Annotated in this window: 14 protein-coding genes and 2 pseudogenes; 4 read left to right on the top strand and 12 right to left on the bottom strand. The window is 60.8% G+C overall.

Annotated elements, in window-relative coordinates:
• Positions 1-22 precede the first annotated feature (22 nt).
• From ACYP2Q_RS01870 to ACYP2Q_RS01830, 9 genes and pseudogenes are all read right to left on the bottom strand, one after another.
• Positions 23-1834, bottom strand: a complete 1812-nt coding sequence (locus tag ACYP2Q_RS01870) for a DUF1302 domain-containing protein (protein WP_459728896.1) — start codon at positions 1832-1834, stop codon at positions 23-25.
• Between the two features lie 372 nt (positions 1835-2206).
• A complete protein-coding gene (locus ACYP2Q_RS01865; RefSeq protein ID WP_459728895.1) occupies positions 2207-3070 on the bottom strand; it encodes an MBL fold metallo-hydrolase in 864 nt (287 codons plus the stop codon).
• Positions 3071-3222: 152 nt separating this feature from the next.
• On the bottom strand, positions 3223-4365 hold the full coding sequence (locus ACYP2Q_RS01860; protein ID WP_459728894.1) for an acyl-CoA dehydrogenase family protein: 1143 nt from the start codon (positions 4363-4365) through the stop codon (positions 3223-3225).
• 12 nt (positions 4366-4377) lie between these two features.
• Positions 4378-5571, bottom strand: coding sequence for an acyl-CoA dehydrogenase family protein (locus tag ACYP2Q_RS01855; protein WP_459728893.1), 1194 nt, complete (start codon positions 5569-5571; stop codon positions 4378-4380).
• 134 nt (positions 5572-5705) lie between these two features.
• On the bottom strand, positions 5706-6836 hold the full coding sequence (locus tag ACYP2Q_RS01850) for a CaiB/BaiF CoA transferase family protein (protein ID WP_459728892.1): 1131 nt from the start codon (positions 6834-6836) through the stop codon (positions 5706-5708).
• A 275-nt stretch (positions 6837-7111) separates the two neighbouring features.
• A complete protein-coding gene (locus ACYP2Q_RS01845) occupies positions 7112-8188 on the bottom strand; it encodes an alpha/beta fold hydrolase (RefSeq protein ID WP_459728891.1) in 1077 nt (358 codons plus the stop codon).
• Positions 8172-8576, bottom strand: a complete 405-nt coding sequence (locus ACYP2Q_RS01840; protein WP_459728890.1) for a hypothetical protein — start codon at positions 8574-8576, stop codon at positions 8172-8174. Before ACYP2Q_RS01840 ends, ACYP2Q_RS01845 begins: the two co-directional genes overlap by 17 nt.
• A 14-nt stretch (positions 8577-8590) precedes the next feature.
• On the bottom strand, positions 8591-9907 hold the full coding sequence (locus ACYP2Q_RS01835; RefSeq protein ID WP_459728889.1) for an alpha/beta hydrolase: 1317 nt from the start codon (positions 9905-9907) through the stop codon (positions 8591-8593).
• A gap of 302 nt (positions 9908-10209) precedes the next feature.
• Positions 10210-10668, bottom strand: a pseudogene (locus ACYP2Q_RS01830) (dihydrofolate reductase family protein); the annotation flags it as partial.
• 176 nt (positions 10669-10844) lie between these two features.
• Here ACYP2Q_RS01830 and yghU point away from each other — a divergent pair.
• Together yghU and ACYP2Q_RS01820 are read left to right on the top strand one after the other, a co-directional pair.
• Positions 10845-11684: a glutathione-dependent disulfide-bond oxidoreductase gene (yghU, locus tag ACYP2Q_RS01825; RefSeq protein ID WP_459728887.1), complete on the top strand. Its 840-nt coding sequence runs from the start codon at positions 10845-10847 to the stop codon at positions 11682-11684.
• Positions 11685-11799: 115 nt separating this feature from the next.
• A complete protein-coding gene (locus ACYP2Q_RS01820) occupies positions 11800-13074 on the top strand; it encodes a flavohemoglobin expression-modulating QEGLA motif protein (RefSeq protein WP_459728886.1) in 1275 nt (424 codons plus the stop codon).
• 21 nt (positions 13075-13095) lie between these two features.
• Here ACYP2Q_RS01820 and ACYP2Q_RS01815 read toward each other — a convergent pair.
• Positions 13096-13434, bottom strand: a pseudogene (locus ACYP2Q_RS01815) (NAD(P)H-dependent oxidoreductase); the annotation flags it as partial.
• On the opposite strand from ACYP2Q_RS01815, the gene ACYP2Q_RS01810 reads away from it, so the two are divergent.
• Positions 13423-13620: a helix-turn-helix domain-containing protein gene (locus ACYP2Q_RS01810; protein WP_459728885.1), complete on the top strand. Its 198-nt coding sequence runs from the start codon at positions 13423-13425 to the stop codon at positions 13618-13620. The pseudogene ACYP2Q_RS01815 and the gene ACYP2Q_RS01810 overlap by 12 nt on opposite strands.
• Here ACYP2Q_RS01810 and ACYP2Q_RS01805 read toward each other — a convergent pair.
• Together ACYP2Q_RS01805 and ACYP2Q_RS01800 are read right to left on the bottom strand one after the other, a co-directional pair.
• On the bottom strand, positions 13607-14824 hold the full coding sequence (locus ACYP2Q_RS01805) for a DUF3422 domain-containing protein (RefSeq protein ID WP_459728884.1): 1218 nt from the start codon (positions 14822-14824) through the stop codon (positions 13607-13609). The two genes, ACYP2Q_RS01810 and ACYP2Q_RS01805, sit on opposite strands and share 14 nt — an antisense overlap.
• A gap of 122 nt (positions 14825-14946) precedes the next feature.
• Complete coding sequence (locus ACYP2Q_RS01800; protein WP_459728883.1) at positions 14947-15537, bottom strand: eCIS core domain-containing protein; 591 nt, start codon at positions 15535-15537, stop codon at positions 14947-14949.
• A gap of 307 nt (positions 15538-15844) precedes the next feature.
• Between ACYP2Q_RS01800 and ACYP2Q_RS01795 the strand changes: the two genes are divergently transcribed.
• On the top strand, positions 15845-16282 hold the full coding sequence (locus ACYP2Q_RS01795) for a potassium channel family protein (RefSeq protein WP_459728882.1): 438 nt from the start codon (positions 15845-15847) through the stop codon (positions 16280-16282).
• Positions 16283-16396 lie beyond the last annotated feature (114 nt).

Below are 16396 nucleotides of genomic sequence, written 5' to 3'. Positions count from 1 at the left end.
CTTTCTCTCGACTGTCTTCTCGTTAGAAGTTCACACCGACGCTGAATGCGACGAAGTCCCGGTCACCGTTGGTGTTGAAATCACCACCGAAGAAATCGGTGTAACTGAGGCTGGCGGTGTAGGTGTTCTTGTAATCGGCATCCAGGCCGAGGCTGACGGCCTTGAGGCCTTCCTCGAAGTTCGGGCCGTTGCCGTTGACGTCGTGGGACCAGGCCAGGTTCGGCGCCAGGTTGATGCCGGCGAACACGTTCGGATAGTCCAGGCGAGCGCGAGCGCGGTAGCCCCAGGATTCAGCGGTGTAGAAGCCCTTGTCGTTGCATTCCTGTTGCGGGTTGGTGGTCCTGTTCAGGCAGGCGGTGTTGGCCGCCCCGGGCTGGACGCCGACGCCGAAAATCCCGCTGCGACCGAATCGCACGTCGGTGCCATCGGAATCGCCCAGGCCATTGATGCGGTTGTAGCCCACCTCGCCCACCAGGGTCAGGCGACTCGCGCCCATGACCTGCTCGAAAAACTGCGTGGCGGACATCTGCGCCTGGAGCACCGGCATCCGCTTGTAGCCATTGATCTCACCGCCCAAGGTGGTGGTGGCGTAACCGATACGATTCAACAGTGCGACCGGGTTACCGGTAGTTGCACCTGCCAGGTCGGTGTTGTTGAGCTGCAGCGGCATGTTCGGCCGGAAACTGACTTCGCCACCCAGTGAAGTGCCGTTGACGTTGGTCTGGAAGCTCAAGCCGTACAGGCGAATGTCTTCCGGGTAATCAACGAAATACCGCGAAGCGCGCAGAGCCGGCACCGGGTTGGCGGCGTTGAATGCCACGGTCGAGCGCAGGGTGCTCAGATACGGGCTGCGGCTGTGATAGTTCATCGCGTAGGCACCGAACTCGGTGTCGTTGAGCTCCGGTACGAACCAGCGCAGGGCCAGACCGTACTGGCCACCGTCACGGGCATCGTTGTCCTTCACCCGCGGGGTGTAGGCGTCGTCGGTGTTGTTATTGAAGCCGGGCGGATTGGCCGTGTTTTGTGCAACACCTGGGGCCAGGTCCAGCCCGGCACCGACCTGACGGTCATAGCAACCCTTGGCCAGGGGATCGGCACCGAAAAAGGTCCCGCAGTTGTCGACGACCGTGCTTTCCCATTCCAGCTGATAGAACGCCTCGGCACTGAAGTTGTCGGTGATGTTCTGCGACATGTAGAACATGTTGACCGGAATCAGACCTTCCTTGACCTCGGCACCCGGGCGCCGCAAGGCCGCCACGTCGATCGGGTTGATCGAGTTGATGCTGTTGCCGATGAAGGTGCTCTCGCCCCAGCTCACCACCTGCTTGCCCAGGCGCACGTTGCCCGGCAACTCGCCGATGTTGTAACTGTGATAGACAAAGGCGTCGAGGAACTCGGCACCGGAAGACTTTGCCAGGTCATTGCGGCCATGGTCATCGATGTCATAGAACGGCCGATGCTCATCCATCAGCTCGAAGTCATACCAGTACTTCCCGCGCACGAAGATGCCGCTGTCACCGTACTTCAACTCCAGGTCATGAATACCCTTGAACAGCTTGGAGAAGGTTTCGCCCTTCTTGAAGTTCAGGCGATTGTCGTCAGACAGCCGCGACGAAGAATTGCCGCGCACACCCTGCGAGTTGAAGTTGGAAATAAAGTCCGGGTCCGCCCCACGCACGGCCCAGCTGGCGCCAAGCGACAGCGAGGTATCGAACTGCCCCTTGATTTCGCCCATCTCGAAATTCACGGCACAGGCCTGAGTGCTCAAACCTACGGCGACAGCCGCCGCTAGCAGTTGGGGGCGAAAACCACCCTGCATTATTGTTTTTGTCATGCGGCACTCCAATTGTGCGAAAAAGTACGACGCGAGCAGGTGTGTGCTGCAGGCCATGAGGGTTGCGCAAACGGACTGCAGGTCGCTCTGTAGGCGATATCCACGTGTAAGTCTTCCTCAGTGTTTTCTTGTAATTGTTTTGTTTATGGCGAACCGATGCTAAGAGCCCTGCCGGTCGGCGCGCCCACCCGCTGGAGGGGGAATCCGGGGGGGATTGATAAATGAGCGACGAACTGGCGCACGCTTGCCCATCACGATTAACCGCGGGTTTTATGGGGGCGTTTGGTCAGTTGCGTGGACTACCAGCCAGCGCAGCTGGCAAGTCAGTGAGGCAGTTACCGCGCAGCAAAGGGGTTGGGCGGATGAGGGACTTCACCCTTCAAAGCGGTTCAAGGTGCGGTATTGATCAAAGGGTATGTACCGCGATTTGCGGTCGCGCATGATCTTGGCCATCGCCACCTGCGGATCGCGGGCAAAGAACAGGCGCCCGCCGCTGGCGACCAGGTGATCGAGCAGGTGCTCCTTCTCGTCGACCACCCGTTCGGTGTTGCGATCCAGGCCGCTGGTCACTTGCAGATCCAGCCAGTGCGTGGCGGGAATAAGGTCGCCGCAAAAAAACAACGGGCCGCCCGGAAGCTGGGTTTCCGGCAGGAGCTGGCCCGGGGTAAATCCGTCGCTGGTGTGAAAGCGCCAGCCATCGCCGAGCGACTCACAACGGTTGGCGTCGATCAGGGTCAAGCGCCCACTGTGCTCAAGCCTGCGTACAAGGGCCGGGACGAACAACGCCCGATCCAGGGGGTGCGGGTGACGCGCGCGGTGCCAATGATTTACCCCGCAGAAGTACTGCGCTCTCGGGAACAACAGGCGCGGCATCTCGCCCTCGCTGATCCGTTCGTTCATCTCTGGCGAGAGATGTGTTTGCATGTGGGTCAGTACCACTGAGTCGATAGCGTTTTCGTCCATCCCCCGTTGCGCCAGGCTTTCCAGCAGACCCGGCATTCGCGGCTGGCAACGGCAGCTGCGTGGTGGCGACGCCAGCAAGTTATCGGCACCCGCCATGACCAGGGTGTTTTTGCCGGCCTGTTGCACCAACAGTACCCGTTCGCCAATTTCGACGCTGTTGTCGTGGTCGGGCGTCATCCATTCGGCCCACTGCGCGCGCGGTGTACTACCGAACAGCGTACCGCCATCAACTCTGCGGCGCATGCCCGTCAGTGTGGAAATACTACGGCTCAATTTCTTGCCCTTTCTGGTCGTACACTGGCCCTCCCCTTGAAGGAGCGAGCCTGCTCGCGTTGGACCAGAGAGCGCCACGGGGTGTCAGGCTCCCAGCGTTATCGTTAACGTCCATCGCGGGCAGGCTCGCTCCTACAAATCAGGATCGTGTTTTAGTGAACCTGCAACAGTCGACTGCAGGTCTTGAGGTGATGGTCATCGCTGCCGAACTGATGGCTGAGCATCAGCAAGTGCTTGGCATGATGCGACAGCCCATATTCCCAGGTCAGGCCAATACCACCGTGCAGCTGAATGCCCTGCTCGGCAATGAAGCGGGCGGCACGCACCACCAACACCTTGGCGGCGGCCAGGGTGCGGCTGCGTTCGTCGCTGTCCGGCGCATCGGATACGCAAGCGGCTAGGATGGCCATGGAGGTGGCCAGGTCCAGTTCGATGCGCATGTCCACCATGCGATGTTGCAGCGCCTGGAATTTTCCAATGACCTGGCCGAACTGCTGGCGCGTCTTGAGGTAGTCCAGAGTCAAGTTGCACACCGTCTCCATGCTGCCCACCGCTTCGGCGCACTGTGCCGCCACCGCGCGGCCTTGTTGATAGCGCAGCGCGGCCAGGCCCTGGCCAGGCTCACCGAGCATGCTGGCGGCATTGACGAAAACGTCGTCCAGGTACAGCTCACACGCCCTGCGACCGTCCATGGTTGGGTAGTCACGGCGCTTGACGCCCGGTGCGCGTGGATCGAGCAAAAACAGACTGATACCGGTTTCGTCGCGATCGCTACCGGCCGTGCGCGCCGACACCAGGACCAATCCGGCGCTGTGCCCGCCGATCACCACGGATTTACGCCCGTTGAGCCGCCAGCCGCCGTCCACGGCTTCGGCGCGGGTACGTACGTCGTGCAACTGGTAGTGGCTGGTCGGCTCGTCGACGGCCACGGTCATTTGCAATTGCCCGCTGGCAATGGCCGGCAGCAGTTCGCTACGTTGCTCGTCGCTGCCCGATTGGGTCACCAGCCCACCGGCGAAAATTACCGATTGCAGGTAGGGTTCCAGGCACAGGCCACGGCCCAGCTCGGTCATGATCAGCTGGATGTCGACGCCACTGCCGGCGAATCCACCCAGTTCCTCGGCGAAAGGTACGGCGGTCAAGCCCAATTCGCCCATTTGCTGCCAGAAGGCAAGGCTGTAGCCCAGTTCACTTTTGGCGAATTGCTCGCGTGCCTCGAACCCGTAATTGTCCCGCACCAGACGGGCCGCGGTGTCCTGCAGCATTTGCTGCTCTTCGCAAAGCTTGAAGTCCATTCGGTATACCCCTTACAGCTCTAGAATCATCTTGGCGATGATGTTTTTCTGGATTTCATTGGAACCGCCATAGACCGAAGTCTTGCGCATATCGAGGTACTGACTGAATGGCGTGGTGCTATGGTCGCGGTACAGGACCGGTTGCTGGATATAGCCCAGCTCCCCTTCAAGAAAAGGCATGGCATACGGGCCCAGAACCTTGCTCATCAGGTAGGTGATGGCCTGGCGGATTTCGCTGCCCTTGATCTTCAGGAACGAGCTTTCGGTGCCCGGCACCCCACCGTCACGTGCAGCGGCGACAATGCGCAGGTTGCTCATTTCGATCGCCATCAGCTGGATTTCCAGCTCGACGATTTGCATGCGCAGCTGAATGTCATCGATCAATGGGAGGCCGTCACGCTGCTCCTGGCTGGCGATCTGTTTAAGCCGGCCGAGCATCTGCTTGGCCTGGCCGATGCCGGCGATACTGGTGCGCTCGTGGGTCAGCAGATACTTGGCGCAGGTCCAGCCCTTGTTTTCTTCGCCGACCAGGTTTGCCACCGGCACACGCACGTTGTCGAAGAACACTTCGTTGACTTCATGCTCACCGTCGAGGGTGATGATCGGGCGTACGGTGATGCCCGGGGTTTTCATGTCGATCAACAAAAAGCTGATGCCGCGCTGCTGCTGCGCGTCAGGGTCGGTGCGCACCAGGCAGAAAATCCAGTCGGCGTAGTGCGCCAGCGTCGTCCAGGTTTTCTGGCCATTGACCACATAGTGGTCGCCCTCGCGCACCGCACGGGTCTTTACTGCCGCCAAGTCGGAACCGGCGCCCGGCTCGGAATAGCCCTGACACCACCAGTCTTCAGTGCTGAGAATGCGGGGCAGGAAGCGCGCCTGCTGTTCAGGCGTACCGAACTTGATGATCACCGGGGCAACCATGTTGACGCCAAACGGCACGACCCACGGAGCGCCGAAAGCGGCACACTCTTGCTCGAAAATGTGCTTCTCCACCGCACCCCAACCGGTGCCGCCGAACTCCACAGGCCAACTGGCGGCCAACCATCCTCGCTCATTGAGCAGGCGCATCCAGGTGACCTGATCTTCTTTGTTGAAACGCTTGCCGTGGCGACCGCGCGTTGCGATATCGGCCGGCAGCTTGTCACGCAAAAACGTACGGACTTCCTCTCGGAAGGCCAGTTCGGCGGGGGTGAATTGGATGTCCACTGATGTACTCCTCACAATCGGCTGAAAGTGGGCAAGGACAGCTCGACTAACCCACTGGCGGCCAAGGTAGAAGATTGCTCAGAGTGACCTCCCCCCCAACGGTAGGGGGGGTTGCACGCAATTGGCAATGGCCTTCAAACAATCGCACCGACGTTGCGCAGCTCGTCGATCTGCCCATCACTGAGGCCTAATTGCTCAAGGATTTCGAGGGTGTTTTCGCCGTTTTTTACCACCCTTCCCGCCTCCGCCGGAGTACGACTCAGACGCGGAGCCGGTGCCGGATGCACTACGCCGGCGGTTTCCATGAACAGGCCGCGAGCGCGGTTGTGCGGGTGGGTAAAGGCTTCGCTGAAATCCAGCACCGGGGCAAAACAGGCATCAGTGCCTTCCAGCAGTTGGGTCCAGGCATCGCGGGTGCGAGTCTGGAACAGCGTTTCCAGCTTCTGGCGCAGCACCGGCCAGTCTTGCTTGCGCCATTGCTGCTCGAAGTCCGGATCATCTATCCCGCACAACTCCAGCAGCAATTGATAGAACTGCGGTTCGATGGCACCAATGGACACGAACTTGCCATCGGCGCAGGTGTAGCAACCATAAAAAGGTGCCCCGCCATCGAGCATGTTGTTCTGGCGCTGATCGTCCCACTGGCCCTGATGGCGCCAGTCGTAATACATGCTGGCGAGCAACGTGGCGCCGTCACAGATGGCGGCATCCACCACCTGCCCCAGACCGGATTTCTGCGCCTCGAACAGCCCTGCCAGAATGCCGGTAACCAGAAACATCGCTCCACCGCCCATGTCACCCACCAGGTGCAGCGGTGGAGTCGGTGGCCGGTCGGCATGGCCCATAGCGTTGAGTACACCTGACAGCGCAATGTAATTGAGGTCATGCCCTGCAGAATGTGCCAGTGGCCCGTTCTGGCCCCAACCGGTCATGCGCCCGTAGATTAACCTGGGATTACGTTCAAGGCAGACCTCTGGGCCCAAGCCAAGGCGCTCCATGACGCCGGGGCGGAAACCTTCGATCAGCACGTCGACGCCGTCGATGAGCTTCAAAAGCACCTCAGTCGCACCGGGCTTGCGCGGATCAATCGCAATACTGCGTCGCCCGCGCCCAAGCAGACTGCCATCGGCATTGAGAAAACCAGCCATATGACGATCAACGCGAATGACCTCCGCGCCCATGTCCGCCAGCATCATGGCGGCGAACGGCGCGGGGCCGATCGCATTCATTTCCACTACTTTCACACCTGCCAAAGGTCCGGGCATCTCAGGGTTCTCTTTTGTATTAGGGAGGGAGTTCGCTGCAGCCCAAGACATTAGAAGCCTGGCGCCACGGCCGCCCCACACCCTATGGGGGGAATTGCCCCCCCTGAACCTGCCCACGCCAACGAATGCTGTTGGTGGCTCCCCTCTATCGACCGCCGCCGAACCCCGTGGGAGCCAGCCTGCTGGCGATAAAGGTACAGCCGACGCCACTTGGCGCCTGGAATACCATCGCGAGCAAGCTCGCTCCTACAGTGGATCGGGTACAGCCTACAGTTTCAAACGGATCGTCCCCCCAACCATTGATCGAGCTTGGGCCACATCCGCCTGACCGCGGCCGGCCCCGCCACCAGGCTGACATGGCCGCCCGGCAGCATCAGTTCTTCCTTGTCGCGTGAACCTACGCGGGCCACCAAGGGCTGCGCGCAGTCCGGTGGCACCAGCGAGTCGTATTGCGCGATGACGTGCAGTAGCGAGACCTCGATTTTCTTAAGGTCGACCGCTTGGCCACCGATACGCAAGCCACCTTCGTACAGCGAATTCCTTTGCCCCAGTTCCTGATGGATCTGCCGGAAGTACTCGCCGGGAAGCGGCAAGGTCTCGTCATTGAAACGCGCCATCATCCGGTAACCCTTGACGTAGTCTTCGTTCCACAGGTTGTCCAGGAGCCTGGCCTGGCCGGCGATTCGGCCTGCGGGGCGATGCAGCTCAATGGCCTTGATGATGGCCTGTGGCGGGACAAGCCCCGTGGTATCGATCAAGCGCTCGGCCTTGAAGTGACGTTGTTTGGCCAGGGGCATCTTCGTCCAGTCGATAGGCGTCGTGAAACACACCAGGTTCTTCAACGGTCCGCCGGGATGCAGTGCGGCGTAGAGGGTCGACAGGACACCGCCCATGCAGTAGCCGATCAGCGTGATGTCTTGCACGCCCGAGTCTTGTTGCACTCGGCGAATACAATCGGGAATGAAGTCGAGCACGTAATGCTCGAGCTTCAGATGGGACTCTTCCTGGCTCGGTGCAATCCAGTCCATGACATAGACGTCGTAACCGCGGGCCAGAAGGAACTCGATCAGGCTTTGCCCCTTCGTCAGGTCGAAGATGGCGGCCTTGCTGGTCGTCGCCATGACGAACAGCAGCGGTACGCGGTAGATCTCGTCAGAGGTCGCATGATAGTGGTACAGGCACAAAGTGCCGCGACGGTGCAGCAGCGTCTTGGGCGACAAGCCAACGGCCGGCGGCGGCGTGCTGAGATATTCCACTGCGTTGAGGCTGCGCCGGACCATCATGCTCGCCTCTGAGCGCAGTCTACCGACCAGCGACATGCCGGCGCCCCTGTCGTCATGCGGCCGAGTCATCGCCAACTCCTTCCTTTCTTTTACGTTTGGATGCTGGCTTGAGCGGCATCGGGTGCACTTGCGCCAGTGGACGTCGCGTGCGGGGTGGGCGCGGCGCAATTGCCGTACTGGTGGGGGCCGCAAGCAATTGGTCGAGCTTGTCCTCCACACGCCGCAAGGAAGCGGCAAGGACGTTGACTTCGTTGCGGCTGGGCAGATCCAGGCGCTTGTACAAAAGCTCCCGCGAAGTCTGCGACAGATGCTGCAATCCGAGCGTGACCCTGGAATATTGGTCGATCACCACGCCAAGCTCTTTTGAATCGATATTGCGGGCGGCCAAGGCATTGATGCCGTTTTCGAAGCGGGTGATCGCTTCACGATACAGTTTGAACGGATCAGGTAATGCCATGACGTATTCCTCGATCAAGGGTTCACAGTGCAGTTTTTTTCTGTTGGAAAGGTTTGGCGTGCGCTCAGCCGATCAAGGCTGGAAATGGCTTTGCGCCGAATGATTACGGTGGGCAGGAGCCAGGGCTTGATCAGCAGCCGGCAGGCGCCGGCCGCCTTTGGCGTGAGCAATCGCAACAAGGTGCTCCCCCACCGTTCGGTGACAACCCAGGTGGTCAGGGTGTAAGTCGCCAGTTCGTCGGCGGTGGCAAGCAGGCGCGAATGTCGGCGTGGCATTCGGTCGGCAATCTCGATTGTCCTGTCCGCTGGCGGTTGCCGGGCAAACGCACTCGCCAGGGCATCGCCGATACGTTGCAGTGCATCGCGGCTGGCACCGTTGACTGAATCGAAATTGAGGAACCCGTGGAACTGTCCCCGGTAGTGCAACAGTTCCACCGGTACATCGCCGGCGCGCAGGCGGGCCGCATAGTCCAGACCATCGTCGCGGATCGGATCGAAACCGGCACTGACGATGACGGCCGGTGCCAGGCCGCGCATGTCCGGATTTCGGCGTGGCGAATACCAGGGATCGAGCAGGTCCAGCGTGCCGAGCGACGGGGCCAGGGTCTTCTCGATCCATTGCACCGCGTGGTCGGTCAGCAGGGAACGACCGAACGCGTTTTGCGCGTAGGAAGGGAATTTGTCCACCAGTTCGGTTGCCGGGTAAACCAGCACTTGCAAGCTCAGCGCCGGGCCACCGCGGCGCAGGCTTTGCTGGGCGACTGCGGCGCAGAGATTGCCGCCCGCCGAATCACCACCAATCGCCAGGCGGCTGGTATCGATACCCCATTGCGCACCGTTTTTTGCCACCCAGTCGAGCGCCGCGATGGCATCGGCGCGGCCTGCAGACAAATCGTGCTCCGGCGCCAGGCGATAGCGCACGGCAATGACGATGCAGTTGGCGGCCAGAGCAATGCTGCGGCAGATGCCATCGGCGGTGTCCAGATCGCCGATGATGAAACCGCCGCCAAAAAACCACATGAACGCGGGCAGCAACTGCTCTCCATGGTCAGGTTTGAAGACACGTACCGCGATTGCGCCACCGGGCCCGTCGATCATTTTCTCGGTCACCGAGCTCACCGGCGGGTTGCGCCCCAGAGCAAGCGCCGTCAATCGCCAGCCCTGGCGTAGCCTTGACAGCGAGTAATCCTCTGCGGGGCGCAAAAACATGGAAAAATTGGCCAGGCGCAAGAAGGCACGCGCCTCGCGATCGGGCTGGTGTGCGCGCAACACACGGGGCATGCCGATGGCCAGTCGCTCAGTACTCGCTTGTTGTTTTTTGTTGATTTTCATTGCCGCTCCGTTCGCACGGAATCCATGTACCGCGCATCAGCGATAGCTTACGAAGCAAGCAGGGTTGCAGCCGCTACCCGCGATGGGGGGGGAAAGCAACGAGCCCCATCACAAAGCAGTGAGCGAGTCAGGATCTAAGAACAATGGGTGCCGGGCATCCCGGTTTTTCCGGGCCGACCATTACAAGGCAGCTCCCAAAACTTCACTTCATCAACCCATGGTCAACCGCGTAGCGTATTGAGGTCTCAATACAGCCGCTGATTTCATTGGGGAGAGAGGTAACCATGGCACTGAGTGATATTGACGAGGTGGAAATTCCCGACAGCCCCGGCGGCCAGCAGCTGGCGCACCAGATCGGCGCTGCCTTGCGTCAACAGGTGGGCGCCGTCCTGTTGTTTGAGCGCACTTATTGCGTCGACGAGGTTGCCCGGCAGTACCTGACTGTTGTGCCACTCAAGCGTGTCGGGTCGATGGGTGGCCACATGCTTGGGCACAGTGTTGAACAGGTCGGCGATGTAGTTGTGTGCCCCGGCGTTTATGCGCGGCCAGTAGGCCGCGAAGATGTCGTAGGTGCGACGCCCCAGCAGCAACTCGAATGGCTGTGAGAACAGGTCCCTCATGGCCTGGCCAGAGGCCTCGTCCGAATAAGGCACGATCCAGCCACCGAAGCGGAATTCGCCGCTGGTGTCTTCATCTGGCCCGCCGGGTGCTTGAATGACGCCGTCGAGGCTGATGAAAGCGGCAACGATGAGCTTGCGCATACTTTTCTCCTGATTTGTCCTCGTTCAGGGACGTCGACCCACATGCGTTCCCTAAACATAGTCGAACGGGACTCTGTGAAATCGACAGCAGTTGCTCGTATTGCTTGCGCGACATACTGTTTTATCCCACGCGATCGCAAGCGGTCAGCATCATCACTACATATGGGGTCCATCTCGTGAGCAAAGCGTCTTATGTTCCGCCCAAGGTCTGGCAACACAATGCGCCGTCTGGCGGCCAGTTCGCCAGCATCAACCGCCCGGTTGCCGGCCCGACCCATGACAAGACGCTGCCGACCGGCAAGCACCCGTTGCAGCTGTATTCGCTGGCCACGCCCAATGGCGTGAAGGTGACCATCATGCTCGAGGAGCTGTTGGCGCTTGGTCATGCCGGCGCCGAGTACGACGCCTGGCTGGTCCGCATCAGCGAGGGTGAACAATTCTCCAGCGGCTTCGTCGAGATCAATCCGAACTCGAAGATCCCGGCGTTGCTGGACCGCAGCGCCGAGCCGCCGATCCGCGTCTTCGAATCCGGTTCGATCCTGCTTTACCTCGCGCAAAAGTTCGGCGCCTTCCTGCCCACCGACCCCGCCGGACGCACCGAAACCCTGAACTGGCTGTTCTGGCAAATGGGCTCGGCACCCTATCTCGGCGGCGGCTTCGGGCATTTCTATGCCTACGCGCCGGAGAAACTCGAATACCCGATCAACCGCTTTACGATGGAGACCAAGCGCCAACTGGACGTCCTCGACCGCCGACTGGCGCAAAGCCCTTACCTGGCCGGAGACCACTACACCATTGCCGACATCGCGGTCTGGCCCTGGTACGGCCAGCTGGTGCGCGACAACGTGTACTCGGCGGCCGAGTTTTTGTCGGCCGACCAATACACCCACGTGCAACGCTGGGCGGAAGACATCGCCAATCGGCCGGCGGTCATCCGTGGTCAGCGCGTCAACAGGACATGGGGGGATGAGGCGAGCCAGGTGCCGGAACGGCATCAGGCCGCCGATTTGGACTAACGAACGCCGTTGGCGTCGGTACCCGGGCAGGCAACGTGCCAGAGCGCTTGGCAGCTTGACGTCTCGACACCGGCTAAGCTTCTACGATTGAACTTCTTTTCTTAAGGAGATCTTCGTGAGCAGCCTTTCCCTGTCCGAACTCGATGCCGCCCTGCCCGGCCTGGTGCGCAAGATTCGCGTGCTGGACGCCCTGTCCTGGCCGGAAGGAGTCGAGCAAGCCTTCCTGGCGCGCTGGCGGGCCGGGCAACCCGAGTTGCCCAGGGTCCAATTGCTCCCGCGTGATCACAGTGCCGACATCAACGCGCTCGAAAGCTTTATAGAACGCTGCGATGAGGGCCATCCAGCCGGGCGCCACCTGGCCATGACCGCGCGCAGCTATGCCACGGCCGGGCACATGCTCGGTGCCATTGGCACACCCGCCTTTACCCAGTATTCGTCGGCGCTGTACCGGCGGCCGGATTTCTCCTACCCAAATCTGAACCTGAGCATGCTGGATGCGGCCCACTTCTTCCTCAACACTACCGACGCACTTCTGGGCGGTGCGCGGATCCCGCCGAGCCCGGCGGAGATTCCGGCCGAGGTCTTCGCTGCCTGGATGCAACCGGAACTGGACCGCTTCTTCGGCCCCGGCCGGATCAAGGTGCTGCTCGATCCAACCCTGGCGGCCAAGGCCATCGCCGGGGCGAGCCGCATTCGCCTGCGGGCCAGTGCGCTGTTTTGCGAACTGGACAAGAACCAGTTGTTGCAGCACGAGGCTTTTGTGCATGTGGCCACGGCGCAGAACGGCGCGCTGCAATCGAACCTCAAGAGCCTTGGCCTGGGCGCGCCGCGTACCACCCAGACCCAGGAAGGCATCGCCACCCTGGCTGAGCTGTTCACCGGCAGCATGGACATCAACCGCCTGCGTCGCCTCGCCTTGCGCGTGCTGGCGGTACAACAGGCGCTGGATGGCGCCGATTTCATCCAGGTGTTCGAAGGCTTTCTCGCGGCCGGTCAGACCCAGGAGGAATCTTTTCGTTCGACCCAGCGGGTCTTTCGCGGCGCCGATCTGCGCGGCGGTTCGGCGTTCACCAAGGATGCGGCCTACCTGACCGGTCTGCTCGGCGTGCACACCCTGCTGCGCATCGCGATCCGTGACAACCGACCGGAGCTGGTCGGCTATCTGTTCGCCGGGCGCCTGAGCCTGGGGGACACCGTTCGCCTGGCCCCGCTCTTCGAGTCCGGCTGGCTGCAGCCACCCGTCCATGTGCCGGCCTGGGCCTGCGACCTGCGCCGGCTCGCCGCCAACCTGGCCTTCTCCGCCTTTATCTCTCGGATCAAGCTGGATGTGCTCGATCTGGACGTGCTCATGGCCTTCGCCGATGAGCATGAAGACGATGCCAGCGCCTAGGCGAACCTGCGAGACGCGGCATCACAAGGTATTGGGTTGGAGCGGATACAGTCGATCATCGAACTGACTCAAGCGTGGGTACTCGATGGGTTCATCCGCTTCGATGTTTTCCAGGCGCTGGCGATAGCTGAGCAAAAATGCCTGGCGTTCTTGCGCGCTGATGTACGGGACGTGCCAACCGACAAAAGGTGGCAGCACCTCCAGCCCGACATAGGCCAAGGTCCCGCGCAACAGCGGGCGCAACATGTCATCCAGGGGGCCGTGGATCGCTTCCTCGCCGAACATGTGTTCACGCCCGCCCAGGGTCACGGTCACCAGGGCTTTCTTGCCGCTCAGGCCGCCTTGGTCATGGAGGGCGCGACATTTTCTTCGCTGCTGGAGCAAGTACCCAGGGAACTGGCGACCCGTTACCTGACAAACCCCCAGCAGCCCTTGAGCGAAATTGCCGGTGTCCTCGGCTTTTCCGAACTGAGCGCCTTCTCCCGCTGGTTCAGCCGGTTGTTCGACTGCAGCCCATCGTCCTTTCGTCGTTTCAATGCTCTTTGACTTTCCTGATATGAAGGATGATCCACGCAAGAATCCCGATCGCCAGCGGCGCCATGGCCAACATGGCTTCGCGCGGGGTCAGCTCGACACCGAGCAGGTGTAGTCCCGAGTAACCCAACTTGAGCAGACTCAGCAGGTAGTAGCTGATGGCTATGATCGACAGGCCTTCCACGGCGCGCTGGATCTTGATCTGCGCGTCGGCGCGGGCGTTCAGGCTTTTGAGGATTTCCGAGTTCTGTTCTTCCATTTCGACCTGGACCCGTGCCTGCAGCAGATCGCCCAGGTTGGCCACGCTTTCGGCCAAGTGCTCCAGTCGCTGCTCGGTGGCGGTGCAGTATCTGACGGTGGGCTTGAAGCGGCGTTCGATGAACACGCCAAGGCGCTGGCAATCACCCACGTGGCTTTCGCGCAATTCACCCAGGCGCTCGAACACCAGTTGGGCATAGGCCTGGGTCGCGCTGAATCGGTGGCGGGTTTTCGCGGTATTGCTGACCACCTGGGCGGAAAGGTTGGAGATGTCCGCCAGCAGGGCCTTGGCATTACTGCCGTTGGGGTCGGCATTACGTTCGGACAGGGTGACCAAGGTCTTGTCAAAGACATCCAGCTGCGCGCTCAAGTCCTTGGCCATGGTCAGGGATAACGAGGCCATCATCCGATAGGTTTCGATTTCCAGCAGGCGACGTATCATCCGCCCCTGGCGGTATGCGTTCAGGCGCCGGTTGATGAACAACAGGTGGTTGCTGCCATCCTCGCTGATGCGAAAATCGCTCCAGACCACCGCGTCGCCACCGCCCACACAGGAACCGCAGGGGTCCTTGAAGCTGTAGCGGGAAAGATCCAGCTGCGCTTCACCCCGTACCACGATCTGCACCGAATTGATGAGCGCCGGCAAATGTGCCTGGATTTTCTGCGCCAACACTTCGGGCAGCGCCGTCCAGGACAACTCATCGCTGGAAGAAGTAACCACCAGGGTCAGGGTGAAAAACTCGGCATGGCGTTCCCATTTCAGCGCATGACCATCGAGCCGGGTGATGCCCTGGACGGCAGTCAGGTCGAGGGCCGCCAGGCTGCAGTCTCGAAGAAAGGCATTGCACACCTGTTCGGCGCCGAGGAACGCCAGGTGAAACACATGGGCCGGCTCATCGAAATACAGGGACGGGCGCGCGTGCAGTTCGTTATGCAGGCTTTGTCGTAACGGGTGCATGGGGTGTGGCCATTTTGGAGTTGTTTTAGGTGGGACAGGTTGATGGCTCGACGAGTCACCACCGCAACCAAAGATTGACTCGATCCCTGTAGGAGCTGCCGCAGGCTGCGATCTTTTGCTCTTCAGTAAGTCCCTTCCCGCAGCGCCCGCCTGACCTGCGCCTGGATGGCATAAGCCGGCGCCTCCACGGCATTGAAATCCTGGGTATAGCGCTGGGCGAACCCTTCTACCCCCCATTCCTGGTACTGCTGCACATGCTTGAGTTCATGAGCCCAGAGCGCGACGTTCTGTTCGGCGGTTTCTGCATCGCGAAAGAGGATGATGTCGATCAGCGTCACGGCACCGACATCGGGGTTTCGCAGCATGGCGGTGGCGGCGCTGAACTGGCCGTTGTCGCTGACTTTGTAGCGCGCGACATCGAGGACGCCGGGGTCGTACCAGCGCAACAGTTGCTCGCGGATATGCGCTGGAATCGGTTGGGTGCCGGCGATGGCTGCTTCAGCGCGGGCCTGAGTCAGCCACAGTGCCAGAGCCGGTGCGGCGATCTGGTAGATGTCATCAGGCAACTGCCACAGGTCCGGCAGGCAGATGCAGCTGTCCAGACACACCTGCTTTTCGCCAGCCGGGCATGCATGGGTCTGGGCGGGTACTTCAAGCGTCAGGCAAAGTAGCAACAATGCCAGCCATGGCGAAAACGCAGAATGTCGAGCCAAGTTTTTTTACTACCTGTCGAAGTTCGCAACACCTCAAGAATATTGAATTCTACCCAATCATTGGCGGGTGTACCCGATCCACTGTAGGAGCTGGCTTGCCAGCGATGAAGGTCAACGATGACGCGGGGATCCTGACACCCCGCGGTGCTCTCGGGTTTTTCGCGAGCAAGCTCGCTCTCCTGCTGGGTCAATAACCCCAGGCGCGAAGGCGCTGGCTGGTTGCCCAGCCATCCATCGTCTAGAGTCAAGCGGCACCCCCTTGTTGCCACGCTCGGGTGCCTGGGTCGATGTGGACGGAGGAACACCGATGTCTTCAAATATCCTTTTCGCCTGGGGGCTGGCGGTCAGTACGGTGATCGTACACGCCGTCGGCATCGCGCTGATGCTCAGGCTTCTGGATCGCAGGAAGTCTGCGACGAAACTCTGGGCCGTTAGCTGGAGGTTGGCCTGGGTGGCCGTTTACCTGGTTTTGCTCCACCTGGCGGAAATCTCGATCTGGGCAGCGTTTTATCTGTGGCAGCAATGCCTGCCCGATCTCGAAACGGCCCTGTACTTCTCGGCCGTCACCTACGCGACGATTGGCTACGGAGAGGTGGTGCTGGCAACGCCCTGGCGGTTGCTCGCGCCAATCGAAGGATTGACCGGCATTCTCATGTGCGGGTTATCCACGGGCCTGTTTTTCGCGATGGTCAACCACATCTATCAGCAGGCTCACACGAGAACCAGAGACGAACACGAGGGCTGATGGTGGCCGATTGCGGAACGCAAGGGTGAACGCAGGTGTCATTTGTACTAGACACCCCGGTGTCGTTATCCCTTGAGATACAGAGGTGGTCCCCATGAACAATATTATCTACAT

It is taken from the genome of Pseudomonas sp. MHK4 (assembly GCF_054600775.1).
The sequence above is the reverse complement of the archived record's forward strand: the minus strand, read 5'-3'. Positions and strand labels throughout refer to the sequence as shown.

Bases quoted from the DNA above. Each gene is read 5' to 3' on its own strand.
- ACYP2Q_RS01870 (WP_459728896.1), bottom strand. From the start codon at position 1,834: ATGACAAAAACAATAATGCAGGGTGGTTTTCGCCCCCAACTGCTAGCG.
- ACYP2Q_RS01860 (WP_459728894.1), bottom strand. From the start codon at position 4,365: ATGGACTTCAAGCTTTGCGAAGAGCAGCAAATGCTGCAGGACACCGCG.
- ACYP2Q_RS01850 (WP_459728892.1), bottom strand. From the start codon at position 6,836: ATGCCCGGACCTTTGGCAGGTGTGAAAGTAGTGGAAATGAATGCGATC.
- ACYP2Q_RS01845 (WP_459728891.1), bottom strand. From the start codon at position 8,188: ATGACTCGGCCGCATGACGACAGGGGCGCCGGCATGTCGCTGGTCGGT.
- ACYP2Q_RS01840 (WP_459728890.1), bottom strand. From the start codon at position 8,576: ATGGCATTACCTGATCCGTTCAAACTGTATCGTGAAGCGATCACCCGC.
- ACYP2Q_RS01835 (WP_459728889.1), bottom strand. From the start codon at position 9,907: ATGAAAATCAACAAAAAACAACAAGCGAGTACTGAGCGACTGGCCATC.
- ACYP2Q_RS01810 (WP_459728885.1), top strand. From the start codon at position 13,423: ATGGAGGGCGCGACATTTTCTTCGCTGCTGGAGCAAGTACCCAGGGAA.
- ACYP2Q_RS01805 (WP_459728884.1), bottom strand. From the start codon at position 14,824: ATGCACCCGTTACGACAAAGCCTGCATAACGAACTGCACGCGCGCCCG.
- ACYP2Q_RS01795 (WP_459728882.1), top strand. From the start codon at position 15,845: ATGTCTTCAAATATCCTTTTCGCCTGGGGGCTGGCGGTCAGTACGGTG.